The organism is Gemmobacter serpentinus (genome assembly GCF_008973825.1).
GTDB classification, from domain to species: domain Bacteria; phylum Pseudomonadota; class Alphaproteobacteria; order Rhodobacterales; family Rhodobacteraceae; genus Gemmobacter; species Gemmobacter serpentinus.
The window spans coordinates 226,495-251,587 of sequence record NZ_WCHR01000016.1; the positions used below are offsets into that span (position 1 = coordinate 226,495).

Below are 25,093 nucleotides of genomic sequence, written 5' to 3' on the forward strand. Positions count from 1 at the left end.
AGACTTGCGCGGCCACCGTCTGTGAGCGGGTTTTCCGGGCAAGGAGGATAGAATGGGCACGCACTTCCTGCAGGTGGCACTGGACGCCTTCAGCGCCCTGGCTGCTGCAAGCCGTGACGAGGCCAACGAGGCGCTGCAAGGCACCGTGACCAAGATTGGCGCGGCGCTTGACCTGTCCTCGGTCAGCCTGTCCTGCAAGCATGAAGGCAATGCGATGCTGCTGGCCAATTGGCAGGACCAGCGTGACGGCAATGCGGCTGTGACGGCGCGTGAGTTGCCGGTATCGGGGCGGGGGCTGGAGGGCGTTCTGGTTCTGCAGGGCACCGCATCGGCATTATCCTGTGTAGCTGAACACGAGGCGCTGATTTTGTCGTTGGGATCGGCGCTTGTCGCGCTGGCGCAGCGCAAGCTTGGCCATGACGCCGAAATCTCGCGCGCGACCGAGATCGAACGGCAGGCACTGGCCGCCGCGCGCCAGCAAATTGTCCGGGTGCTGGGCGCGGTGGAACAGGGCTTTGCGCTTTACGATGCGCAGAACCGCCTCGCGCTCTATAATCGCCGCTATCAGGAACTTTACCCGGCGCTTGCCCCGATGCTGCGACCGGGTGTGCCGCAGGAGGAAATCCTGCAACATGGGCTGGCGGTTGGCCAGTTTCCCGATGCTGTCGGCCGCGAGGACCCCTGGCTGGAGCAGATGCGACATGTGCCTGTTACGGGCACGATCCGACGAGAGACCAGCCTGCCGGATGGCCGGGTGATCCAGATCAGCGTGACGCGCACCGAAATGGGCGAATGGGTGGAAACCCATGCCGATATCAGCGAATTGCGCATGGCTGAGCTGCGTCGCCGCAACATCATCGAATCTGCGCGTCTGGCGACCTGGGAATGGGACGTGCGCACCAATGAAAGCCAGTATAACGAACATTGGGCGCGTATCATCGGTCTGGACTTTGCCGATATGCCGGAAAAACCGACCTATCAGCTTTGGCGCGATCATGTGCATCCCGATGATCTGGAACGCACCGAGGCACTGTTCGACATTGCCGAGGCACGCGGCGATCACATGATCGAAACCGAATACCGGCTGCGCCATGCCGACGGGCATTGGGTCTGGATCCTTGATCGCAGCCAGATCCTGCGCCGCGACCCGGAAGGCAAGCCGCTGTTCATGGCCGGGATCGAGATCGACATCAGCGAACGCAAGGCCCGCGAAGAGGCGCTGGTGGTGGCCAAGGCGGCGCTGGAACAGGCATTGATCGACCGCCAGTCGGCCGAAGATCGCTTTTACGACATTGCAGCGGTGTCAGAGGCCTGGTTCTGGGAACAAGATGCCGATCTGCGCTATGTCTATCGTTCCCGCACCGAAAGCTGGGCCAGGAACGGGCCCGGCGTCGACGAGATGATCGGCCTGACCAGCCTGGAATGGATGCGCCGGCACCCCGCGGCCGAGGAAAGCGCGGATTGGGAAGGGCTGAATGCGTTGCAGCGGCGGCGCGAGCCCTTCCAGGATTTCGTGTTCCGCGCGCCGATGATGGTTCCGGGCGACGAACGCTGGTTCCGCATCAGCGGTGCCCCCAACTTTGACGCTGAGGGCCGCTTCCTTGGCTATCGCGGTGTCGGTGCCGATGTGACCGAGCTGTATATGGCGCGCCGCAAGGCCGAGGATGCGAACAAGGCCAAATCCGCCTTCCTTGCGAACATGAGCCACGAGATCCGCACGCCGCTGAATGGCGTTCTGGGCATGGCCGAGATTCTGGAGGGCATGTTGCAGACGCCCGAGCAGAAGCGGATGATCGGCACGATCCGCCGTTCCGGCACGCTGCTGTTGACCATTCTGAACGACATCCTCGATATGTCCAAGATCGAGGCCGGCAAGCTGGAAATGGAACAGGTGCCTTTTGATCCGGTGGAAGTGGCACAGCGCGCCCATGACCTGCATGCCCATGTCGCGGCAGAGAAACATATTGATCTGGATCTGTTGATCGGCAGCAATGCCGGCGGTCATCGCAGCGGCGATCCGCTGCGCTTCCAGCAGATCCTGAACAATCTTATCAGCAACGCAATCAAGTTCACCCAGGAGGGTGAGGTGACTGTCCGGCTGAGCGGGCGGGCGGGCAAACCGTTGGTGCTTGAGGTGCAGGATACCGGCATCGGCATGACCCCCGAACAGCTGAGCCGCCTGCATGAAGAGTTCACCCAGGCCGACAGCACGATCTCGCGGCGGTTCGGTGGCACCGGCCTTGGCATGGCGATCACCCAGCGTTTGGTGCAAATGATGGGCGGCACGATCGATGCTTCTTCGGTGCCGGGCGAGGGCACGACCATTCGCGTGACCCTGCCCCTGAACGATGTGGTGGTGCAGGAGGCTGAGGTCGAGGTGTCGACGGGGTCGCAGAAATCCGATCTGAGCGGGGCGCGCCTGCTGGTGGCGGATGACAATCCGACGAATTGCATGGTGATGCGCCTGATTCTGGAAAGCTGTGGCGCCGAGGTGACCACCGTTGAAGACGGGCTGGCGGCGGTGAACACCTGGAAGACGCAGGAATTTGACGCGGTGCTGCTGGATATCGCGATGCCGATCATGGATGGCCCGACCGCGCTGGAGGAGATCCGGCGGCTGGAGGGCAATGATGCGGAACGTAATGTGCCGATCATCGCGGTGACCGCCAATGCGATGCCGCATCAGGTGGCGGATTACATCGCCGCTGGATTTGACACCTGCATTGCCAAGCCGGTCAATGCCGTGGATTTGTCCGGCGCGATCAAGACGCTGTTGATGTCACCAGTGGTCAGCGACTGAGGGGCAGGGGCGGCCCCAGCCTGCTGTCTGGAAAGCGGCCAGCATGGAGGAAATCCGGTTCGCCGCGCGACTGCGGGGCAGTCCTGCTGCCATTGACGCGGATAGCGCGGTGACGGCGGTGCCCCCGCACCAAGGTGGCGGGGTGTCGCATGGGGATAATCCGGGCGCGGGAACGGTTGCAGCTGCCAATGGGTTTCATATGGAGCGCCCGTGGCGGTGGCAATGCGGCTCCCCTCTTGATCGGGATCCGCACAGATGATCGCCGGATGGTCGGAGTGACAGGCCAATATGGCTTGGATGCGCGCGATTTCGAAGACTGGCTAACCTGTCGACGCGCCGGGTTTTCGGCGAGCACGGCAAGATTCCAGCCTTTGGGGCGGCTGGGAATGGCACCGCCTGAAGCGAAGGACGGAACGGCCACTTCCAGGCCGGTCAGCGCGGCAAGACGATCGGTCGGATCGGCGACCGGATCGGCAACCGGCCCGACGAATTAGCCCGACCGCTGTTCAAGTATCATGTGTTCAAAGATCATGCGGGCCTTCGCCATGTTCGCCGCAAGCCGCACGGTGTCGGCCGGTGCAAGTCCCGACAGGGCACAGGCAGGCAAGCGGGATCGGCGTCACCGGATGCGACCTCGCAAGGCTTGGGCTGCGGTGATCATGCGCCCCTTGTCTCAAAGGCTTTGCGCAGCGCCTCGCTCTGCCGGGCAAGAATACCCACATCCGCGCCAACCGCCGTGAAGGTTGTGCCAAGCGTCAGGCAGCGCGTCGCGAACGCGGTGTCGGCGGTCAGGATACCTGCCGGTTTGCCCGCCGCACGGATGCGCGCAATCGCGTTCTCGACAGCGGCCACAACAGCCGGGTGCCCGAGTTGGCCGTTGTAGCCCATGCTTGCCGCCAGATCTGCCGGACCGATGAAGATGCCATCCACGCCATCCACCGCCGCGATCTCCTCGATATTGTCGAGAGCCTGCCGGGTCTCGACCTGAACCAGAAGACATAGCTCATCTTCAGCGCGCTCCGCATAGCCACAGACGCGGCCAAAGCGCGTGGCGCGGGTCACCGCCGAGACGCCGCGAATGCCCTTGGGGGGATAGCGCATGGCGGCGACCGCGGCCTTGGCCTCAGTGGCGTCCTGGACATAGGGCACCAGCAAGGTCTGTGCGCCGATATCCAGGAAGCGCTTGATAAGGACCGGGTCATTGCTGGCAGGCCTGACAATGGCCGAAACCGGATAGGGTGCGACCGCCTGAAGCTGGGGCAGCACGGTCAAGGGATCGCCCGGGCTATGTTCGGTGTCGAACAACAGCCAGTCGAAGCCCGAGCCTGCGACTGCCTCGGCGGCATAGGAGCCGGGCAGCGAGCACCAAAGTCCGATCTGGGATCGGCCTTCCATCAGCGCAGCCTTGAAGTGGTTCCGGGGCATTTCCATCGGATATTCCTTTGCGCAATGATCAGACAAATGAGACGCCGATGGTGCCGCAGGGGCCATAATCTGCCTGGATCACGTCACCCGCGGTGACGTTGACTGGCCGGGTGAATGAGCCGCCAAGGATGATCTGCCCCTTTTTCAGCCCGGTGCCAACAGCGGCAAGTGTGTTGGCCAGCCTGCGCGATCAGTTCGAAACCCGGGCGCTGCGCGAGGCGATGCTGCATGGTGACGTGAACTGGGAGGGGCAGGTCATGCGCAGCCTGCACCTGATGAACCGGACCGAGCGCGATGCGGCGCGCCCTGAAACGCTTGAAGGGTGGGAGCGGGCGCATCGCGAATTTCATCTGACCCTGCTTGCGGGGGGTGGCAAGCCGATCCTGCTGGATTTCTGTTCCTGTCTGCTGAACCTGCACGACCGATACCGTCGCATCTTTCTGCGGCAGAGAGCCGGGGACAGGAATGTGATGATGGAGCATAGCGAGATTGCGCAGGCAGCCGTGGCGCGCGACATCGATTATGCCTGTGACCGGCTGAGCGAGCATTTGCGCCGAACGTCAACCAACCTGCGTGACTATCTGAAAGAGCAGGGGCTGACCTGACGGCCCGCCCGGAGGAGGGCGGTCGGCAGGGCGATACCTGAAAAGACGAGGGAGGCGGGCCGCGGCCTGATGTCCGGCCGGATGATTGGCGAGGCGCGGCCCGGCGAGGGGGAATTGACGCGAAACCGGACTTCGCCGTGGTCTTTGCCGCTGGCCAGAGTTTGTGCAGGGGACGCAGGCCATGCCGGGCGTGGCGGTCGGCGGCATGTTGCGGTCCTTGGTCATGGGGAACGCCGGCGTTGCGGTCCGATGGGCAGGCACGCTCTTTGGCGTCGCGCTGGTTGTCGTGTTTGTCGAATTGATCCGCACACACCCTTCCTGGTGCAGGTCTTCTTCATCTTCTTTGCGCTGCCGCTGGCAGGGGGGGCGGCTTTCCCTCGGCGTCACGGTGATGATTGCGCTTGGCCCGAATGGCGGTGCCGAAGCGATCAGATCAACCGGGGCGGGGGGTGCCATTCCGCGTGGCCAGATCAAGGCGGGGCTGTTCCCTCGGGTCAGGCCGAAGCATCCCGCGCGTTGGCCCAAGCCATGCGACACGACTGATGCCGGGGGAAGGTGCCATCGATCTTCACAGCACCTTGGTGGCGCTTCCTGATGCTATGCCCTTGGGGCAGGGGTGCCGAATGATCGGCCGTCTTCGGCGATCAACCCCGGCGTATGGGCCAGGCGCGCCTTTGACGCGATGCCGCGCGTTCTGTCAGCGCAGGATTTGTGACCTGCCCGGCGGCGGCCTGTCACCCCTTCTTTGACATCCTGCCCTTCCGGCGCATGGATCGCGTGGTCAAGCGACAGGATGGATGCCGCAAAGGCGAAGGAAGGCGCGGAGGTTACAATTTCCGGGGCGCAGCAAAGGGCATCGCAATGATACCGTTCATGCCGCAAGCATCCTGAGGCGCGTCGACAAGGCGCTGCGGATATGGTCGCGGGCCGCGGCTTCCGCTGCGTCGGGATCATGCCGGGCGATGGCGTCCAGAATCCGTTGATGTTCAGCCGCAGCAGGGGATGCCCGGCCGATGACCGAAAAGGTCGTGGGTCCCAGCAGGGCCAGAAAATCCTGCAACTCGTCCAGCGGGCTGTGGAAAAAGCGGTTGCGCACCGCCCCGGCAATCGTTTCGTGGAACTGCTTGTTCAGCCGCTGCCATTCCGCGGGATCTGTCGCCGCCTCGAACTTGCCATGCAGATCCGTCAGCAGGTCGATCTCGGCGCGGCTTGCGTTCTCGGCGGCAAAGCGGGCGGCCGTGCCTTCCAGGATTTCACGCATCTGATAAAGTTCGAACACTTCCGCGCGGTCCAGCCGACGCACCATCAGCCCGCGCGCCCCCGAAACCTCAAGGAAACGACGCTCCAGCAGGCGCCGCAAGGCATCGCGCACCGGCGTGCGGCTGACCGAGAAGTGTTCGGCGATCTCTTCCTCGCGCAGCCGATCCCCCGGCTGGATCAAGCCGCTGCGGATGCCCTGCCGGAGCGCCGAAAGAACCGCATCTGACAGCCCCGCGCCACGGGTGCCCGGCGCGGCTTCGAGATCCAGCCCTGCAATGCGGGTTGCAAGCGAAGCCGACTGGCTCATTGGTTTGGTTCCTCATCGCTCTTGTCAGACTTTCATAGCCTTTCGGCAGGGCGATGACCACAGGCGTGAATTTTGTTGTTTTTTATTGTATACACTAATATGCAATATCGCACGAGAGCATTCATTTCGATTCGACCCCGCTTTCGCCAGGGAGGACACCATGACGCATCCGAAAGTAACGGCCCTTGGCCGACTGTCGGCGTATGCCTGCGCCGCGCTTTTTCCGACACTTGCCTTTTCACAGATCCCCGAAGGCTATCCGGCCGATTACGCCGAGATCATCGCCAAAGCTGAGGCAGAGGGTTCGGTGGTGATTTATGCCAATACCGAACATGCAGCGGTCGAGGCGATCCTTGCGGATTTCGCCAAGGCTTATCCAAAGATCCGCGCCGATTACATCGAGATCAAGGCCGCAGACCTGTTCAGCCGCGTGAGCAGCGAGGCCGCCGCAGATGCGTTGAAGGCCGATATCGTCTGGTCCTCGGCAATGGACCTGCAATACCAGATGGTCGAGGACGGGATTGCCGCGGAATATGGCTCGCCCGAAAAGGGGGCTATCCCGGAATGGGCGTCGTATAACGACCGGATCTACGGCACCACCTTTGAGCCCGTGGTGATGGTTTACAACAGCAAGATCATTGCTGATGACCAGATGCCCACCACCCGGGACGGCCTTGCCAAATGGCTGACGGAAAACCGTGTCGAGATGAAGGGCAAGGTTGCCACCTATGACCCGGAACGCTCGGGGCTTGGATTCTTCGCGGTGAACGAGGATGCCAAGAACGGCGACCAGCTCTGGCCGCTGGTGACGGCATTTGGCGCGGTGGATGCCAAATTCTACACTTCGACCGGCACGATGCTGGAAAAGATCAGTGCCGGCGAACATGCCATCGGCTATAATATCATCGGCCCCTATGCCTATCTGCGCGCCGCGCGTGACCCCAATGTCAAGGTGGTGGTGCCGCAGGACTTTACCGTGGTGCTGTCGCGGCTTGCGATCATCACCGAACAGGCCGACCACCCCAATGCGGCGCGGGTCTTCATGGATTACCTGCTGTCGCATCGCGGTCAGACCGTGGTCGGCAACGAGGCGCATCTTTTCGCGATCCGCCCAGATGTCGAGGGCCCGGCCACCATTGCCGGTCTGACCGCGGAACATGGCGACCTGCTCAAGCCAGTCAGCATCGGCCCGGAGCTTCTGGATGCGATCCAGCCGATGGCGCGTCTGGCCTTCTTCCGCGAATGGGCGGATGCCTTGAAGGCGGGTAAGTAAGCCCATGCGCAGCGATCTCTGGCGGAACAACATCGTCCTTCTGACGGCGCTTTTCATCCTTGCCCCGGTCGGGCTGATCTTGTGGCAAAGTTTCCTGACCGACGCGTTTTTCAGTGCGCGCGCCAATCCCACCGCAGATACCTACAGCTTTGTGCTCAGCGATCCTGGATTCTGGGATGCCTTGCAGAACACGGTGATCCTGTCGGCGGGCATGGTCGTGATCGCGGTGCCGCTGGGGTCGCTGCTTGCCTTTCTGATGGTGCGGACGGATATGCCCGGTCGCAGGTGGATTGAACCTGCAATCTTCCTGCCGCTGTTCATGTCGCCGATGGTTCTGGCCTTTGGCTATATCGTGTCGATCGGGCCCTCGGGTTTCTGGTCGACCTGGTGGCAACAGACCTTCGGCGCGCCGTTCTGGAACGTCTATTCCATGCCGATGCTGGTGCTGGTGGTCGCGCTGACCCATGTGCCGCATGTCTATATCTATGTCGCAACCGCGCTGCGCACCGTGCCGTCCGATCTGGAAGAGGCCGCGCGCGTCGCAGGCGGCGCGCCGCTGACCGTCGCGATGAAGGTGACGCTGCCGCTGGTCTGGCCTTCGATTGCGGTCAGTGCGGTGCTGGTGGCTTTCCTTGGGTTCGAGCTGTTCGGCCTGCCCTATGTCTTGGGCGATCAGGACGGGCGGCTGGTTCTGGCAACATATCTTTACAAGTTCAACACCCTGCTCGGCCGGCCGGCCTATCAGCTGATGGCTGTGGTGGTGATCTTCATCATGCTGGTCACGCTGCCGCTGGTCATGCTGCAACGGCGGATGCTGCGCTCGGCGCAACGCTATTCGACCATCGGCGGCAAGGCGACGCGATCCCATGCCGTGCCGCTGGGGCCTTGGAAATGGGTTGCGCTGGCTGGGGTTATGATCTGGCTTTATGCGGTCGTCCTGCTGCCGTTGTCGGGCGTCGCGCTGCGGTCCTTTGTCACCACATGGGGCCCGCTGGTGGCGATCCGCGACGTGCTGACCTTTGACAATTACCACAAGCTGGCCGATCTGCCGCTGATCCGCCGGTCCATCGTCAACACGCTGCTTCTTGCCTTTGTCGGCGGCTTTGCATCGCTTTGTGTCTATGCGCTGATCGGGCTGGCCAGCCACCGTTCGCAGGCCAAAAGCACGCGCGTGCTGGATTTTCTTGTCCTGCTGCCGCGCGCCATGCCGGGGATTGTCGCCGGTCTGGTCGTGTTCTGGATCTTCCTGTTTGTTCCGTTCCTGAAGCCCTGGGTTGCCTCGCTGGTGGCGATGTGGGTCGCCTATACCCTGGTCTGGTTGCCCTTCGGGCTGCGGCTGGTCTCCAATTCCTTCGGTCAGGTCGGCCGAGAGCTGGAAGAGGCCGCCTATGTCACCGGTGCCGGTCAGGCCCGCGTTGCCCGCGACGTGATCCTGCCATTGGCCAAGCATGGCCTGCTGGCGGCCTGGCTTCTGGCCTTCCTGCTTTATGCCCGCGAATATTCCACCGGGATCTTCCTGATGGGCCAGGGCAACGAGGTCATGGGCACCATGCTCGTCAGCCTCTGGAATGGCGGCAATATCGACGTGGCCTCGTCACTGGCCGTGGTCAACACCCTTGTCATTGCGGGCGGCATCGCGCTCGCCCTGCGTCTCGGAGTTCGTCTCGATGCCTGAATTGGTCGTAGAAAACATTCACCTGAAATACGGTGCCGTCGAAGTGCTGAAAGGCGCCTCCTTTGCGGTGGAGAAGGGCCAGATCGCGGCGCTGCTCGGGCCTTCTGGCTCTGGCAAGACCACGCTGCTGCGCACGGTCGCCGGGCTGGAACGCGCCTATAAGGGCCGTGTCTCGGTCTCGGGCAAGGAAGTCTTCGACGGCAGTCGCAATCTGGATCTGCCGGCGGAAAAGCGTGGTCTGGGGTTCGTGTTCCAGTCCTACGCGCTTTGGCCGAACCGCACCGTCTTTGACAATGTCGCCTATGGTCTGCGGTTGCGCAAAGTCGCGGATGCCGAAGTGCGCCGCAAGGTGGGCCAGGTGCTGGAGGTGCTGGGCCTTGGGCATCTGCACGAACGTTACCCTTCGCAGCTTTCGGGTGGTCAGCAGCAGCGCGTCGCCATTGCGCGGTCGCTGGCCTATGATCCAGCGGTGCTGCTGCTGGACGAGCCGTTGTCGAACCTTGACGCCAAGCTGCGCGACGAGGCACGGGCCTTCCTGAAAGAGCTGATTACCCGCGAAGAACGCGCGGCGGTCATCGTCACCCATGACCAGATCGAGGCGCTGGCGATTGCCGACACGATCGTGCTGCTGAATGGCGGTGTGATCGCACAGGAGGGAAGCCCCGAGGATCTGTATAATCGCCCGACGACGCTCTTCACCGCCGATTTCATCGGCAACAATGTCCGCCTTGCCGGCAAGGTGATCGCGGCAGGCGACGGCTTTGCCACGCTGGATTGCGACGGATTGCAGGTCACGGGCCGCATGGGCCAGCCGGTCACGGTGGGGCAAGGCGGGACGGCGATCTGCCGGATGGACAAGCTGGGCCTGGCCGTCCCCGGAGAACGTGACACGGTCGAGATGCATCGCACAACGACCATGTTCCTGGGTGAGAAATGGGAACATGTCTATCGGATCGGCAATCACAGCCTGCGCGTGTTGACCGACAGCGCGGTCGGGGATGCGACGTCACCCATCCGGATTCCGCGCGAAAGTGTCTGGATTTTCTGACATGGAACATCCCGTCGACTTCAACAAAACCTACGATGTGGTCATCGCGGGGGGTGGTAATGCCGCCCTTTGCGCGGCCATCGCCGCCCGCCGGGCAGGGGCCAGCGTCGCCATTGTCGAGAAGGCACCGCGCTTCTATCGCGGCGGCAATACCCGCCATACCCGCAATATGCGCTGCGCCCATGACAGTGCGACCGAAACGCTTTCCGGCCCCTATACCGAGGAAGAATTCTTCGATGACCTGCTGCGCGTAACGCAGGGCAATACCGATGAAAACCTTGCCCGGATGATGATTCACCAATCCAAGGACATGCTGAACTGGATCGTGGAACAGGGGGTGCGGTTCCAGCCCTCGCTGGGTGGCACGCTCAGCCTTGGGCGGACCAACTCCTTCTTTCTCGGAGGCGGGCGTGCGATGCTGAGCGCGCTTTACCGCACGGCCGAGGGCCTTGGCGTCCATATGACCTATGAGGCCGAAGTCACCGATCTGGAGATGGACGGTCCACGCTTTGTCGCCGCCGAAGTGACCACCCCGAACGGCAAACGCCGGCTGGTGGCCAAGGGCCTGGTTGCAGCTTCGGGCGGGTTCGAGGCCAATATCGACTGGCTGAAAGAGGGTTGGGGCGAGATCGCCGAAAACTTCCTGATCCGGGGCACGCCCTATAACCGGGGTTCCCTGCTGCGCACGCTGATCGGCAAGGGCATGACCCAGATCGGCGATCCGACCCAATGCCACGCCGTGGCCATCGACGCCCGCGCGCCGAAATATGATGGCGGCATCATCACCCGGCTGGACTGCGTCGTCTTCGGGATCGTGGTGAACAAACACTGTCAGCGTTTCTATGACGAGGGCGAGGATATCTGGCCCAAACGCTATGCGATCTGGGGGCGGCTGGTGGCCGCGCAACCCGACCAGATCGCCTATATCATCTTTGATGCGCGCGCGCTGAAGCTGTTCATGCCGTCGCTGTTTCCGCCGATCACCGGGACAAGCATCGAAGATCTGGCGGGCAAGCTGGGCCTTGATCCGGCGCGGCTGCGCGAAACGGTCGATGGATTCAACGCCGCCGTCCAGCCGGGGCAGTTCGACGACACGATCCTTGACGGCTGCCATACCGAGGGGCTGGAACCCGCCAAGACCAATTGGGCGCGCCGCATCGAGCAAGGCCCGTTCTACGCCTATCCGGTCCGGCCCGGCATCACCTTCACCTATCTGGGCGTGAAGGTGGACGCCGAGGCGCGGGTGCAGCTTGCCGATGGCGGGCGGGCGGAAAACATCTGGGCTGCCGGTGAAATCATGGCCGGCAATGTGCTGGGGCGCGGCTATGCGGCAGGCATTGGTATGACCATCGGCAGCGTCTTCGGGCGCATCGCCGGAGAAGGAGCAGGCAAACATGCAAGCCGTTGAATTCCGCTTCCCCGACAGCAAAGCAAGGCCGGTGAATGCCGATCACGAGGCGCATCTGTCAGAGGCAGAACGGCTGATGACAGTGTGCAATTCCTGCCGCTATTGCGAAGGGCTTTGCGCTGTCTTTCCCGCGATGGAGATGCGCCGCGCCTTTTCGGCGGGGGATCTGACCTATCTGGCGAACCTGTGCCACAACTGCGGTGCCTGCAACTCTGACTGCCAGTTTGCACCGCCGCATGAATTTGACGTGAACGTGCCCAAGGTTCTGGCCGAGGTGCGCAATGACAGCTATGCGCGCTATGTCTGGCCGGGGTTCCTTGCGCCAATGTTCCGGCGCAACGGGCTGATGGTGACGCTGATTGCGGCGCTGTCCGTCGCGGCCTTTGTCATCGGCTTTGCCGCATGGCACGATCCTGCGGTGATGTTCGGCACGCATACCGGCCCCGGTGCCTTCTACAAGATCATGCCGCATAACACGATGGTTGCGATCTTTGGCGCGGCCTTTCTGTGGTCGGTGCTGGCCATCGTGATGTCCTGCGTCAATTTCTGGCGCGATATCGGCGAGCCGTCGTCGACGCTGCGCGATCCGCAGGCTTTGGCGGGCGGGGCCCATGATGCGGCCACGCTGAAATATCTGGACGGTGGCGGCGTCGGCTGCATGGCCGAAAGCGACAAGCCCGATGACAATCGGCGGCTTTACCACCACCTGACCTTTTACGGTTTCATGCTGTGTTTTGCGGCAACCTCGGTCGGAACCCTGTGGCATTACCTGATGGGCTGGGATGCCCCCTATCCGTGGTATGATCTGCCGGTGGTGCTGGGCACGCTGGGTGGCATTGGCATCACCATTGGCCCGATCGGCCTGCTGATGGCCAAGTTCCGCCGCGATCCGCAGCTGATGGATGAAAGCCGGAAGGGCATGGATGTGGCCTTCATCGTGATGCTGCTTTTGACCGGGGTCACCGGGCTTGCGCTTCTGTTCCTGCGGGCCACCCCGCTGATGGGCACCATGCTGGCGCTGCATCTGGGTTTTGTCTTCGGCTTCTTCATCACCATGCCTTACGGAAAATTCATGCATGGCATTTTCCGCGGCCTCGCTCTGGTCCGCTATGCTGCGGAAAAGCGCCGCGCCTTCGGTTGAGGGTGCTGCCGTAAAATGCGCGGCTCGCCCAAGGTGCCCCTCTCTCTCGGGCAGCAGCGTGGAGGGTGCCCGGTGCGGAAACGTGCCGGGCATTTCCCTGTTCGGGCGGGGGGGTCAATCCGCGCGGCGGCGTATCCCGGAAAGACGGGCCGCAATCGGGGCACCGATGATGACCAGAACCATCCGGGTCAGGTGATGCACGATCACAAAGCCCAGATCGGCACCGACCACCAGCGCAAGCACCGTCATTTCGGCCTGCCCACCCGGCGCGAAGGACAAAAAGCCCTCGATAGGTTCGGCAAGCCCGGTCAGCGTGACCAGTTCGGTAAAGATGGTGGCCAGAACCGCCAGGATCAGCACGAAAGCCAGACCTGAAAGCACAAAGCCGCGCATTTCGCGCAAGGTGGTGCCGACATAATGCACACCGATGCCGATGCCGATGAAAAGCTGCGCCGTAAGGATTGCCTCGGCGGGCGGGCGGGAATGGATCAGCCCGGCAAGCGACAGCACCGCCGTGACGATCATCGGCCCAAGGATCGAGGCCCCAAAGAGACCCAGACGCTCTGCGCCTTTCCAGCCAAGCAGGGCCGCCGCCGCCATCAGTGCAAGTTCGGTCACTGGCAGGTCGCGCAGCGGCGCGCCGACGGTGCCGGTCAGGCTGGCCCCATAAAGCCCCGTCAGGATCAGGGGTGCGGCGCTGACAAGGACAAGCACCCGGGTGGCATGGATCAGGGACAGGGCCCGCACATCGGCCCCGGCGTCCTGGCCCAGTGAGAGCATGTCCCCCAGACCGCCGGGCATGGCGGCATACCAGGCGGTTACCGGATCATAGCCAAGGCGCCGGAAGAAGGGCACGCCAATCAGACCGATCAGCAGCACGTAGACCGGCACCAGCGCCAGACTGCCCGCAATCTGCGGAATGCGAAGTACCAGTTCGGGCGTGATCGAGGCACCGATCGCGACACCCAGAATGGCCCGCGCCAGGATCGAGATCTGCCCCGCCCCCTTGAGGCGGATACCGGCAAGCGCCGCCAGCAGACAGGCCGCCATCGCGCCAAAAAGTGCGGGCAAAGGCAGACCAGCCAACCAGAACAGCGTGGCACCGGCCACGGCCAGCGCAACGGTCACGCAGCGCATGAAAAGGGGAAAGCCAAGGCCAGAAGGCAGCATGACAGGTTTCCTTGCCCGTATCGCCATGTATTGTATACCGTGGGATACATAAGGTGCAAGAAGCTGAAATCCCTAGGCTTTGCCGCGACCAAACTGGTTGTTGATTTGGGAAATGGAAATGGCCGCGCAGATTGCGCGGCCATCTCGGTCACGGGGGATCGGCTCAGGCGTCCTTGAAGACGTCTTCGCGCGATTTGCGGATGGATGGCAGCACCGCAAAGCAAAGCGCCACAGCCCCGATTGCCAGCAGGAAGGCCGAAAGCGGCGAGCTGACAAAGGTCATCATGCTGCCATCAGAGATGATCAGCGCCTGACGCAGCTTTTCTTCCAGCAACCGCCCGAGCACAAAGCCAAGGGCCAGTGGCGCGGCCTCGAACTGCAGCTTGTAAAGCGCAAATCCGACCAGACCCAGCACGCCCGCCATCATCACTTGCGCCGCGTCATTCGAGATCGAGAACAGCCCGATGCAGCAGAAGGCGACAATGGCCGGGAACAGCAGCCGGTAAGGCACCGACAGCAGTTTGACCCAAAGCCCGATCAGCGGCAGGTTGATGATGACCAGCATCAGATTGCCGATCCACATGCTGGCGATCAGGCCCCAGAACAGTTCGGGGTTGCGGTCAATGACCTGCGGCCCCGGCACGATGCCCTGGATCATCATGGCCCCCACCATCAGCGCCATCACGGCATTGGGCGGCAGGCCCAGCGTCAGCAGCGGAATGAACGAGGTCTGCGCCCCGGCATTATTCGCCGATTCCGGACCAGAGACCGCCTGGGGCACACCCTTGCCGAAATCCTGCGGCCGCTTCGAGATGCGCTTTTCCGCCGCATAGCTGGCAAAGGGGCCAAGGATCGCACCATTGCCGGGCAGAACACCCAGAATCGCCCCGATGCCGGTGCCCCGCAAGATTGCGCCGATATTCTCCCGCAATTCCCGCAAGGTTGGCCAGAGCCGCCCGATGGAGCCTTTGACCAGATCGCGCTTTTCGGGATCGGCAAGGTTCTTGAAGATCTCTGCAAAGCCGAAGATGCCCATGGCCAGCACAACGAATTCGATCCCGTCGGTCAGCATATGCAGGCCAAAGCTCATCCGCTCACGGCCGGTTTCCATATCGGCCCCGACACAGGACAGCAGCACGCCGACAAGGATCATTGCCACCGCCTTGGTGAGAGAGCCATGCGCCAGCACCACCGCAAAGACGAGACCCATCACCATCAGCGAGAAATATTCGGTCGGGCCGAACAGAAGGCCCATTTTCGTCATCGGAACGCCAAGTGCGGCGATCACGATGGTGGCGATGGTGCCCGCGATGAAGGATCCGATGGCCGCCAGGCCTAGCGCCACACCGGCCTTGCCCTGTTTGGCCATTTCATGCCCGTCAATCGCGGTGACCACGGCGGTCGCCTCGCCGGGGATATTGACCAGAATAGCCGTGGTCGATCCGCCATATTGCGCACCGTAATAGATCCCGGCCAGCATGATCAGCGCCCCGGTCGGATCCAGCGCCAGCGTCACCGGCAGCAGGATCGAGATGGTGGCCACCGGCCCGACGCCGGGCAGCACGCCGACCAACGTTCCGATCAGACAGCCGACGAAGCAGAAGAAGACGTTCTTGAGCGTCAGTGCGACCGCGAAGCCGAGGCCGAGATTGTAGAAAACATCCATCATGTCAGTATCCGATCAGCCAAGGGGCGACGGGCAGGGGCTGGGCCAGCGCATAGCGAAACAACCCGATGCAGATCGCGGTGAGCGTGATGGCAAAGATCGTCAGTTCCACCGGCCGCACATCCTTGGCCGCAAGGCCGGAACAGATGATCGATAGCGGGGTGGCGACCAGCATCCCCAGAACCGGGATGCGGAAGGCACCGAAGTCGAACCCCCGGATCGTCACGGCGAAAAGGAAGATGCCGATCAGCACCGGCATCATGTCACGGATCGGCCAGCGACCCGTGGATTCTGCGGGCTGGCGCCAAGTCAGCACCAGTTGCACGATCCCGAGAAAGACAATCAGCACGGCAAGGGAGCGTGGCATCAGGCCAGACCCGACCCCCCCTTGCGTAAAGAAGGGGAGATCGGCGCTTGCATAGAGGGCAAAAAGCCCGAAGCCAATCAGGCTCAGCCCGGCAAGCTGTTCACGGCCCAGAAAAAAGGAAGAGGCCAAGGGTGGCGTTGGCCCCCCACTTGTTTCATGGCTCATTGCAGTTACTCCACTTTGATGCCGGCGGCCTTGACCACCTCACCCCAGCGGGCGCGTTCCGAGGCCATGAAATCGGCCAGGGCCTGGCCCACGAGGTTCGAGGGGACGCCGCCGTCATTTTTCAGTTTGGCGATGAATTCCGGGTCCGACAGGGTTTCGGTCGTCGCTGCGGCCAGCTTGTCGCGCACATCCTGCGGCAGACCTTTGGGGCCAAGCAGCCCATACCAGGCGGATGCGGTATAGCCCGGCAGCCCGGATTCCGCCACCGTCGGCACATCGGGCAGTTCCGAGAAACGCTCGGATCCCGTGACGGCCAAAGCGGTCAGCGTGCCGTCATTGACCAGTCCGATGACCGAAGGGATGGTCGTGACCATGAAGTCGATATGGCCGCCCACCAGATCATTCACCGCCGGGCCCGCACCCTTGTAGGGCACATGCTTGAGCTTGATATCCGCAGTCTGGCCCAGCAGCAGCGTTGCGACATGGCTGGCCGAGGCATTGCCGGCGGAGCCATAGACCAATTCACCTGCCTTGGCCTTTTCCAGCAGTTCAGCCATGGATTTTGCCTGCAGGCGCGGGCCCACGACGATGACAAGGGCCGCATCGGCGATCATGGCGATCGGATCCAGCGCCTCGGCGGGGTCGTATTTCAGCTTGAAGAGATGGGGGTTCACCGCCATCGGCCCCTGATTGCCGATCAGCAGTGTGTAGCCATCGGGCTCGGCGGCGGCGACAACTTCTGTGCCGATATTGGCGGCAGCGCCGGGGCGGTTCTCGACGATGACACGGCCATTCAAAGCCTTTTCCAGCCGCGCGGCAAAGACCCGGGCAATGGCATCCGTGCCACCACCGGCAGCATAGGAGACCACCAGCGTCACCGGCTTGTCAGGATAGGTTTGCGCCAGCGCGGGCAGGCTCGTGGATGTCAGCAGTGCAACCCCGAATGCCAGCGCTGCACGGCGATTGAAATTCAGCATGTCATTTCCTCCCTAGAACAAAGAATTCCGGTTGTGCCCGCAGGTCCAGCCCCTGCTGCGGCCTCCGGTCAGTTTCTGCGCCGAACCAGTGCCGCGCCCTCGAACAGACGGCGGCAGGTGCGGGTCACGAAGACAACGGGCTCGCCCGTTTCCGCGTTGGTTTCCACGCGGACAGCCATGCGGCCGGCCGGGTGTTCGAATGTCAGATCGGTCGGGCTGCGCAGGTCCGGCAAGGCGGTGCCAACGATGCTGTCCGGCAGCGTCGCGGCAACTGCGACCGAGACGGCACCTGTGGTCGCCAGTGCCGAATGGCAGGTCCAGGGGGTGAAATAGCGCACCGCCAGATCGCCACCCTGCTGCGGCACCCCGATCAGCACGGGCTTGGGCAGCACCGATTGCGACACATCCCCCAGCCCCATCCGCTGCCCGGCCTTGATGCGGATCGCCTCCAGTCGCGCCATGAAGGCGGTGTTCTGGTCCAGCTCATGCGGGCTTTCCGATCCGGTCAGGCCAAAGGTCTCGGCACGGGCGATCATCACCGGCGTCGCGCCATCGATCAGCGAAACCGGAACCCCGTCAATCACTTCTTGCGGTGCCCCCGAGGGCAGAAGCCGCCCGGTCTTGGCACCGATTGCCTCCATGAAAGCAAGATAGACCGGCGCTGCGTTGCCGGGCACCCCGTCAATGACCGCATCGCCCTGATAGCGCAGTTCCCCGCCGGGGGTGAGGATGCGCGCCTCGATGATCTTGCCGGTATTCACGTTATGGACCCGGACCCGCGTTTCCGCCTGTCCCGGCTGCACAAGGCCACGATCCACCGAAAAGGCGGCGACGGCCGACAGCATATTGCCGCAATTGGGGGCAGTATCGACCAGGCGTTCCTCGACCTTCACCTGGGCGAAAAGATAGTCGACATCCGCGCCTTCGCGGCTGGCGGGCCCCACGATGGCGACTTTGGAACTCAGCGGATTGCCACCGCCGATTCCATCAATCTCCAGCGGGTGACCGGATCCCATGATCTCGATCAGCAGCGCATCGCGCTGCGCAGGATCTGCCGGCAGATCGCTGCGTAGAAAAAATGGCCCTTTGGACGTGCCGCCCCTCATCAGGACGCACGGTATGCGCAACAGATCATCCATGTCGGTCTTTCCCTCCGGCGGGGTTCACCGCCGTCTCACCTTCAAATGCCGGGAAACATCTGTGTTGTGAATTGCAAAGAATTGATCCATTATTTCGACATGCGGAATAATTTTGAATTTCTGGATCTGAAGGCCTTTCTTGCCGTGCTGGAACTTTCTTCGTTCCATGCCGCAGCAAAGCTGTTGAACCTGTCCCCGCCCGCCCTGTCGCGGCGCATCCGCGCGCTGGAAGAGGCGGTGGGTGCCCAGTTGATCGAACGCACCACCCGGCGCGTCGCACCAACGCAGGTCGGGCGTGAATTGATGCCCTTGGTCCGGCGGCTGGTCGATGAATTCGAGGAATCGATCCTGTCGATTTCCGACCTTGGCGGGCGGCACCGAACGCAGGTCCGGCTGGCCTCGGTGCCTACGGCCGCCTTCTACTTCCTGCCGGGCGTCGTGCGGGAGTTCAATGTGAGGTATCCAGGAATTCGTTTCAGGATCATGGATTTGTCTGCGAATGAGGGCCTTGATGCCGTGGCGAATGGCGAGGTCGAATTTGGCATCAACATCACCGGTGCCACCCGCGATGATCTGTTGTTCACACCGCTGATGGAAGACCCGTTCGTGTTGGCCTGTCACCGCGACCACCCGTTTTCCGGGCGCGAGACGCTGCCCTGGGCCGAGCTGGTCGGGCACCCGTTGATCGGGGTTTCGAAATCCTCCGGCAACCGGGCCGTGCTGGATCACGCGCTGGCCGCGACAGGCCTGCAACTGGAGCTGAACTGGTTTTACGAGGTGAACCACCTGTCCACCTCGCTGGGGCTGGTCGAGGCGGGGTTGGGGATCTCGGTTCTGCCCAAATTGGCGACGCCGCAGCACGAGCATCCCTTGATCGCGACCGTCAAGCTGGAGAATCCGGTCGTCTCGCGCACGATTGGCATCGTCGAACGCCGTGGCGCGCCGCTTTCCCCCGCCGCCACCCGATTCCGCGATCTGCTGGTTGATGAATGGCGTGGGTCCTAGGTCCCAAAGCCTGGCGGCCTGAGCGGGTGGCCCGCATCAATGGGTGACAGGAAGTTTGTCAGAACCGGGTCATGGCACGGCCGCGACCACGGTCACGCTTCGTCCCGCGAGAAAGCACGGGCAATTTTCCACGAACGGGCCTGCCCTGGACCCATTCCCTGCAAGTTGGAATAAGGGGGGATGCGGGCAGGCTGATGGTCGAAAGTCAGGCGATGGGACACCTTATCGAAGCAGAGGCCGTGGCGGCTGCATCGTCCGCCGCGCCGTCAAAGCGGACGGGGCTGCGGATCTGGGCACAGTGTCCGGCCAAGGGCCGCAATGCCGCAGATCAAATCCGGGTGCCCATGCGGAATCACCGGGTGACCAGTGAACAGGAGTTGCATCGGGGTGCGGGCGCTGTCCCCGCCCCCCGAAGCCCTGCGCCATTTCAGCTATGGGTGATCTTGGTTCCCAGCACATTCAGGCATTCGCGCATGAAGGCGGCAAGCCCGGTCCAGCCCTTGGCCGAGACCATATTGCCGTCGACATAGGCTTCATGCGGTTTCACATCGATATAGGTGCCGCCCGCCAGGATCACCTCCGGCTCACATGCGCCAAGTGCCGCAACCTTCTTGCCACGCACCACGCCGTCAACAGCGATCAGGATCTGCACACCATGGCAGATGGTGAAGATCGGTTTGCCGGCTTCGTGGAAATGGCGAACCATCGCCTGAATGCGCTTGTCGGTGCGGATATATTCCGGGCCGCGGCCGCCCGCCGCATAGACCGCATCATATTCGTTCACATCGACCTCGGAGAAGGTCTTGTTGATCTCGGCCAGGTGGCCGAAGCGTTCGATATAGGTCTGATGGCCTTCGAAATCGTGCAGGCTGGTCTGGATCATCTCGCCCTTCTTCTTGTCGGGGCAGATGACGTGGACGGTATGGCCGACGGCCTCCATCCCCTGTTGGAAGACGTAGATTTCATATTCTTCGGTGAATTCACCGCAAAGCATCAGGATCTTCTTGCCGGCCATGGTGGTCTCCTCAAATCGGCTTGGTGGCAGAGGCCGGGCGCGCGGACGCACCCGGCGAAAGGGATCAGAACGGGCTGTCGGGATACCAGAACTGGTCGGCGTTCTGCGGCGTGATCAGCGGCGCATCCAGCTTGAAGCTGCCCCGCATCGGGGCCTGGCCGTTGAACTGTCCGGCAACCATATAGATCGCGGATTTGACCATCGACGGCGGATAGGGGGTGGAGACCGGGGTCATCGGATTCTCATCCATGACCATTTTCACCACATCCTTCATGCCGTTGCCGCCAAGGGCATATTTGATATCGGTCCGACCCGACTGTTTGACGGCCTCCAGCACGCCCAGAAGCATGTCATCATCATTTGCCCAGACCGCATCGATCTGCGGATACTTGGCCAGGTAGTCCTGCATCAGCTTGAAGGCTTCGTCCTGGTTCCAGTTGGCATATTGGATATCGAGGATCTCGATATTGGTGCCCTTCATCACATCGGTGAAGCCCTGGATGCGCTCATCGTCGATCACGGTCGGGATGCCGCGCAGCACAACGATCTTGCCTTCATTGCCCAGCTTTTCCGCCATCCATTTCGCGGTATTGGCACCGACGGCGATGTTGTCGCCGGCAACGTAAAGATCCTGGATCGACGGATCGGTCAGCCCGCGAGCGACGACGGCGATGAAGGTGCCGTTGGCCTTGACCTGCTCCACCGGGCCGGTCAGCTCTTCCGAGGTGAAGGGCAGGATCACCAGCGCGTCCAGCTTCTGGCTGGCAGACAGATCCTCCAGCGCAGACACCTGTGCCGTGGCCGAGGGTGAGGTCTTCACGATCACGTCGATATTCGGAAAGGCGGCCTCGATTTCCTTTTCTGCCTGTTCGGCGTGGTAGACCACGCCGCCTGTCCAGCCATGGGTTGCGGCGGGGATCGACACGGCAATCGTGACCTTATCCTGCGCCAACGCCGCGCCGGCAGACAGGGCCATGATGCTTGCGGCCGAGAACAGGCCAAGTGCACGTCTGGAGATGAGTGTCATTGATAGTTCCTCCCTTTTGAAATGCTCCGCCCCTCCCGGGCGGTTATCTGATGAAACGATGGGCCAGCATGGCGAGGATGATGATTACCCCCTGCACGGCGGCGACGAGGTATTCGGAGACGAAGTTGGACATCACCATGAGGTTGGCGATGACCTCGAGGATCAGGGCACCCGCAACGGTCCCCCAGATCCGGGCCTTGCCGCCGCGCAACAAGGTGCCGCCGATGACGACTGCGGTGATGACTTGAAGTTCCCACAGGGCTCCGGTGGTGGGTGTCGCCGCGCCGAGGCGGGGGATGTAGCAGATGGCGGCGATGGCCACGCAAAGCCCTTGGATCACATAGGCCAGCGTTCGCACCCAAGCGACAGAGACCCCGGAGAACCGCGCGACGTCGGAGTTCGATCCCGCTGCCATGCAGCGCCGACCGTATTTGGTGCGATAGAGGATGAATGCGCCGGCCAGCACCACGATCAGGGTGATGACAACAGGTAGCGGCACACCGAACAGATTGCCGAAATAGACCGGACGGTAGGGGTCGCGCAGCTCGCGCGCGATGGGGATGGAGCCCCCATCCGACAGCCAGGTGATCAGCGCACGGAAGATGCCCATCGTGCCGAGCGTGACGATAAAGGGCTCTATCTTGCCCAAGGTCACGATCAACCCGTTCAAAAGCCCGCAAGCGGCACCGACGACAAGCCCGACAGCTGCACCCACAAGGATCGCATTGGCACCCATCGATGGTTCCAGCCGGTTCATGGTCAGGATCATGATGCCGGTCACAAAGGCCATCATCGAGCCGACCGACAGGTCAAGGCAGCCTGAAGAGATCACGAAGGTCGCGCCGACCGCGATGATCGCGATGAAGGCCGACCGCGTCACGACATTGGCGATATTGGTGCCCGAGACGAAGTTCGAATTGATCAGCGTGCCGATCACGATGACCAGCGCAAGCGCCAGAAACGGACCCATATCGGCCCAGCGGATGCGCCGCCCGGGCTCTGGCGTCGCGCGTGTGGACGTCGCACTTGTCATTTATGGCTCCTCCTGCCTGGTTTGATTTGCGACGGTCTCGCGCTGATCGCCCGCCTCTGTGCTGGTTGCGGCAAAGACGACATTCTGTTCGGTGATCCGGTCGCCATGTAGTTCCGCGACGATGCGGCCCATGCGCATCACCAGAACGCGGTCCGAAAGTCCGACCAGCTCCGGCAGTTCGGAAGACACCACGATCACCGCTTTGCCCGCCCGCACGAGACTGTCGATAAAATCGTAGATCTGGCTCTTGTTGCCGATATCGATGCCGCGTGTCGGCTCATCGATGATGATGACCTGCGGGTCCACCAGCATGACCTTGGCGAGCAGCAGCTTCTGCTGGTTTCCACCAGACAGCTGCCCGGCCTCCAGCCCGAGGGAACGCACGCGAATGTCATATTCGGCCACGCTGCGTTCCAGCAGCGCCATCTCGTTGCGGGCCTTGGTGACGAAGCCCGGATGAACGTTATCGAGCGCCTGAAGGGTCAGGTTCCGGGCCATCGGCTCATCGAGCAAAAGCCCTTTTCCCTTACGGTCTTCGGTCAGATAGACCAGCCCCGCCGCCATCCAGTCGCGCACCGAACGGCGGGTGATGTCCTGACCCGCCATGGTGATCCGTCCCGCATGTGCGGGGCGCAGACCCATCAGCCCCTCGAACAGTTCGGTCCGACCAGACCCGATCATGCCGCCAATGCCCAGAACTTCGCCCGGGTGCAGGGTAAGGCCCGCATGGACCGCGCCGTGATCCACCTCCAGATCGCTGACCACCAGAATGGGGGCGGCTGTGACCGGCGGGCGTTTCGGCGGGTAAAGCATCTCCAGCTCGCGCCCGACCATCAGCTCGGCCATCTGGCGTTGGCTCAGATCGTGGCCAGCCCATGTGCCGATCATCCGCCCGTCGCGCAGCACCGTCACGCGATCGGCCAGCGCCTCGACCTCATCCAGCCGGTGCGAGATATAAAGCACCGCGACCCCGCGATCGCGCAGACCCCGCACCACATCCAGCAGGGCCGCCACCTCGTCATTGGCAAGAACGGCGGTTGGCTCGTCAAAGATCACGACCTTGCGGTCATCCAGCAGCGCCCGCGCGATCTGCACCAGTTGGCGCTGCGCCAGTGGCAGATCGGAAACCCGGTCACGCGGGCCACAATGCGCGCCGATCGAGGCCAGCACCTCGGTCGTGCGGGCGTCCATCCGGTGATCATCCACGCCAAGCCAGCCACCCAGTTCACGCCCAAGGTATAGATTTTGCGCGACGGTCAGATCCGGGGCCAGCAAGATCTCCTGATGGACCAGCACAACGCCGGCCTCTTCGGCCGCGACCGCATCGGGGAAATCGACGCGTTGGCCCGCCATGCTCAGATGGCCCAGACTGGGCTGCACATGGGCGGATAGCAGCTTCATCAGCGTCGACTTGCCTGCGCCATTCTCGCCGATGATGGCATGGACCTCGCCGGCAACGATATCGAGCGTGATGTCCGAGAGGACGGTAATCGGCCCATAGGCCTTTCCCAGCCCTTCGGCGCGGAGCGCGACCGGGGCGGCAGGGTCACCTGTCAAGGTTTTGGGAAGGGGCGCGGTCATTCGAAGGCCGCGAGCAGGCGATCCCGCGATCGCTCGATATGAACCGCCATCGCTGCCCGCGCGGCGTCGGCATCGCCTGCGCGGAAGGCGGAAAGCAACGTTTCGTGTTCGCCAAGCGCCTCTTGGGTGACGCGGGTGTGAAACATCAGGCGGAAGATGTGCAGATGGATGTGCTGATCGGCCAGCGCGTGACGGATCACCTCATTTCCGGCGATGCGAACGATTTCGTCGTGGAAATGTGCATCTGTCCGGGCAAAGCGGGAATAGCGGCTGTTGCGATCCATCGGCGGTTCGCCATGGCCCATATCTGCGGCGGCCTCTTCCAGCACCGCCAGCAGTTCCGGTGTCAGATTGCGGGTGGCAATGGCGGCCGCCTCGGGCTCCAGCAGCAGCCGAAAAGCATAGAGGTCATCGAATTGCTTGCGCGTCAGCTGCGGGGCCGCTGAATATCCGATCAGATGCGCCTTCCGCACCAGGCCCTCGCGCTCCAGCCGGCTCATGGCTTCGCGGACGGGGGTCTGGGAGACGCCCATGTCGCGCGCCAAGGCGTCGATGGTGATGCGGGCACCCGGCGGGATCTCCAGCGACATCAGCCGTTCATAGATTCCGTCATAGACGCCATCCACGATGCTGGAAGGGCGGATACCGGCAGTCTTCTCAGACCGTTCCGCTGTTGCCGCCATGGACCTCTCCTCCCCGATCATTCGACTTGACACAGGCAAAACTCATACCGATAGGATATCGTATGTCAAACACTATATCCTATAGGATACGATATTTTGAAACCGAGATCGGCGCGCCCTTCTGTCAGAACCTTGCAGGATCGACTGCAAAGTAAAGCAATAACAACAGCTTGCGGCATCCTAGCGGAATGGCGGTGGCAAGGCCGAATGATCGCGTGGACGACGCCCAGTCGTTCCAGCTGGGCAGAGATTGCCCTGAAGGGCCGACACGCAACGAAAGGTGGATGGTATGTTCATACGGATGCCGTGCAGCGAACCGCCTG

Annotated in this window: 20 protein-coding genes; 8 read left to right on the forward strand and 12 right to left on the reverse strand. The window is 62.5% G+C overall.

Annotation, left to right across the window (positions count from 1 at the left end; genetic code table 11):
* Nucleotides 1-52 precede the first annotated feature (52 nt).
* Nucleotides 53-2,800, forward strand: a complete 2,748-nt coding sequence (locus tag GBJ34_RS09330; RefSeq protein ID WP_151718993.1) for an ATP-binding protein — start codon at nucleotides 53-55, stop codon at nucleotides 2,798-2,800.
* A 657-nt stretch (nucleotides 2,801-3,457) separates the two neighbouring features.
* Here GBJ34_RS09330 and hpaI read toward each other — a convergent pair.
* On the reverse strand, nucleotides 3,458-4,231 hold the full coding sequence (gene hpaI, locus GBJ34_RS09335; protein WP_151718994.1) for a 4-hydroxy-2-oxoheptanedioate aldolase: 774 nt from the start codon (nucleotides 4,229-4,231) through the stop codon (nucleotides 3,458-3,460).
* Between the two features lie 122 nt (nucleotides 4,232-4,353).
* On the opposite strand from hpaI, the gene GBJ34_RS09345 reads away from it, so the two are divergent.
* On the forward strand, nucleotides 4,354-4,830 hold the full coding sequence (locus GBJ34_RS09345; RefSeq protein WP_151718995.1) for an FCD domain-containing protein: 477 nt from the start codon (nucleotides 4,354-4,356) through the stop codon (nucleotides 4,828-4,830).
* Nucleotides 4,831-5,701: 871 nt separating this feature from the next.
* On the opposite strand, the gene GBJ34_RS09350 is transcribed toward GBJ34_RS09345, so the two are convergent.
* On the reverse strand, nucleotides 5,702-6,397 hold the full coding sequence (locus tag GBJ34_RS09350) for a GntR family transcriptional regulator (protein ID WP_151718996.1): 696 nt from the start codon (nucleotides 6,395-6,397) through the stop codon (nucleotides 5,702-5,704).
* A gap of 160 nt (nucleotides 6,398-6,557) precedes the next feature.
* On the opposite strand from GBJ34_RS09350, the gene GBJ34_RS09355 reads away from it, so the two are divergent.
* The 5 genes from GBJ34_RS09355 to tcuB are packed head-to-tail and all read left to right on the forward strand — an operon-like array spanning nucleotide 6,558 to nucleotide 12,942.
* The gene (locus tag GBJ34_RS09355) at nucleotides 6,558-7,670 is read left to right on the forward strand and encodes an ABC transporter substrate-binding protein (protein WP_192931162.1); all 1,113 of its coding nucleotides are present in this window, start codon (nucleotides 6,558-6,560) and stop codon (nucleotides 7,668-7,670) included.
* Nucleotides 7,671-7,674: 4 nt separating this feature from the next.
* Nucleotides 7,675-9,345 (forward strand): ABC transporter permease, encoded by a 1,671-nt coding sequence (locus tag GBJ34_RS09360; protein WP_151718998.1) that lies wholly within the window; start codon nucleotides 7,675-7,677, stop codon nucleotides 9,343-9,345.
* Nucleotides 9,338-10,393 (forward strand): ABC transporter ATP-binding protein, encoded by a 1,056-nt coding sequence (locus GBJ34_RS09365; protein WP_151718999.1) that lies wholly within the window; start codon nucleotides 9,338-9,340, stop codon nucleotides 10,391-10,393. The genes GBJ34_RS09360 and GBJ34_RS09365 overlap by 8 nt, the downstream gene beginning before the upstream one ends.
* A gap of 1 nt (nucleotide 10,394) precedes the next feature.
* Nucleotides 10,395-11,801 (forward strand): FAD-dependent tricarballylate dehydrogenase TcuA, encoded by a 1,407-nt coding sequence (gene tcuA, locus GBJ34_RS09370; protein WP_151719000.1) that lies wholly within the window; start codon nucleotides 10,395-10,397, stop codon nucleotides 11,799-11,801.
* Nucleotides 11,788-12,942, forward strand: coding sequence for a tricarballylate utilization 4Fe-4S protein TcuB (gene tcuB / locus GBJ34_RS09375; RefSeq protein ID WP_151719001.1), 1,155 nt, complete (start codon nucleotides 11,788-11,790; stop codon nucleotides 12,940-12,942). Before tcuA ends, tcuB begins: the two co-directional genes overlap by 14 nt.
* Nucleotides 12,943-13,056: 114 nt before the next feature.
* Here the strand turns inward: tcuB and GBJ34_RS09380 are convergent, their stop codons facing one another.
* From GBJ34_RS09380 to GBJ34_RS09400, 5 genes are all read right to left on the reverse strand, one after another.
* Nucleotides 13,057-14,112 (reverse strand): AbrB family transcriptional regulator, encoded by a 1,056-nt coding sequence (locus GBJ34_RS09380; protein WP_192931163.1) that lies wholly within the window; start codon nucleotides 14,110-14,112, stop codon nucleotides 13,057-13,059.
* 163 nt (nucleotides 14,113-14,275) lie between these two features.
* Nucleotides 14,276-15,781, reverse strand: coding sequence for a tripartite tricarboxylate transporter permease (locus tag GBJ34_RS09385; RefSeq protein ID WP_151719002.1), 1,506 nt, complete (start codon nucleotides 15,779-15,781; stop codon nucleotides 14,276-14,278).
* A 1-nt stretch (nucleotide 15,782) separates the two neighbouring features.
* Nucleotides 15,783-16,310 carry a tripartite tricarboxylate transporter TctB family protein gene (locus tag GBJ34_RS09390; RefSeq protein WP_192931164.1) on the reverse strand — a complete coding sequence of 176 codons (528 nt, stop codon included), beginning with the start codon at nucleotides 16,308-16,310 and terminating at the stop codon, nucleotides 15,783-15,785.
* A 5-nt stretch (nucleotides 16,311-16,315) separates the two neighbouring features.
* Nucleotides 16,316-17,287, reverse strand: coding sequence for a Bug family tripartite tricarboxylate transporter substrate binding protein (locus GBJ34_RS09395; RefSeq protein WP_151719003.1), 972 nt, complete (start codon nucleotides 17,285-17,287; stop codon nucleotides 16,316-16,318).
* A 68-nt stretch (nucleotides 17,288-17,355) separates the two neighbouring features.
* Nucleotides 17,356-18,426 carry a 4-oxalomesaconate tautomerase gene (locus GBJ34_RS09400; protein ID WP_151719004.1) on the reverse strand — a complete coding sequence of 357 codons (1,071 nt, stop codon included), beginning with the start codon at nucleotides 18,424-18,426 and terminating at the stop codon, nucleotides 17,356-17,358.
* 99 nt (nucleotides 18,427-18,525) lie between these two features.
* On the opposite strand from GBJ34_RS09400, the gene GBJ34_RS09405 reads away from it, so the two are divergent.
* The gene (locus tag GBJ34_RS09405; protein WP_151719005.1) at nucleotides 18,526-19,431 is read left to right on the forward strand and encodes a LysR family transcriptional regulator; all 906 of its coding nucleotides are present in this window, start codon (nucleotides 18,526-18,528) and stop codon (nucleotides 19,429-19,431) included.
* Between the two features lie 427 nt (nucleotides 19,432-19,858).
* Here the strand turns inward: GBJ34_RS09405 and GBJ34_RS09410 are convergent, their stop codons facing one another.
* The 5 genes from GBJ34_RS09410 to GBJ34_RS09430 all read right to left on the reverse strand — a co-directional run bounded on the left by GBJ34_RS09410 (nucleotide 19,859) and on the right by GBJ34_RS09430 (nucleotide 24,770).
* Nucleotides 19,859-20,446 carry a DJ-1/PfpI family protein gene (locus GBJ34_RS09410; RefSeq protein WP_151719006.1) on the reverse strand — a complete coding sequence of 196 codons (588 nt, stop codon included), beginning with the start codon at nucleotides 20,444-20,446 and terminating at the stop codon, nucleotides 19,859-19,861.
* 64 nt (nucleotides 20,447-20,510) lie between these two features.
* Nucleotides 20,511-21,473 (reverse strand): substrate-binding domain-containing protein, encoded by a 963-nt coding sequence (locus tag GBJ34_RS09415; RefSeq protein ID WP_151719007.1) that lies wholly within the window; start codon nucleotides 21,471-21,473, stop codon nucleotides 20,511-20,513.
* A 43-nt stretch (nucleotides 21,474-21,516) separates the two neighbouring features.
* Nucleotides 21,517-22,506 carry an ABC transporter permease gene (locus GBJ34_RS09420; RefSeq protein WP_151719008.1) on the reverse strand — a complete coding sequence of 330 codons (990 nt, stop codon included), beginning with the start codon at nucleotides 22,504-22,506 and terminating at the stop codon, nucleotides 21,517-21,519.
* Nucleotides 22,507-24,087: a sugar ABC transporter ATP-binding protein gene (locus GBJ34_RS09425; protein WP_151719009.1), complete on the reverse strand. Its 1,581-nt coding sequence runs from the start codon at nucleotides 24,085-24,087 to the stop codon at nucleotides 22,507-22,509. It lies immediately after the preceding gene.
* Complete coding sequence (locus GBJ34_RS09430) at nucleotides 24,084-24,770, reverse strand: GntR family transcriptional regulator (protein ID WP_151719010.1); 687 nt, start codon at nucleotides 24,768-24,770, stop codon at nucleotides 24,084-24,086. Before GBJ34_RS09430 ends, GBJ34_RS09425 begins: the two co-directional genes overlap by 4 nt.
* Between the last annotated feature and the right edge of the window lie 323 nt (nucleotides 24,771-25,093).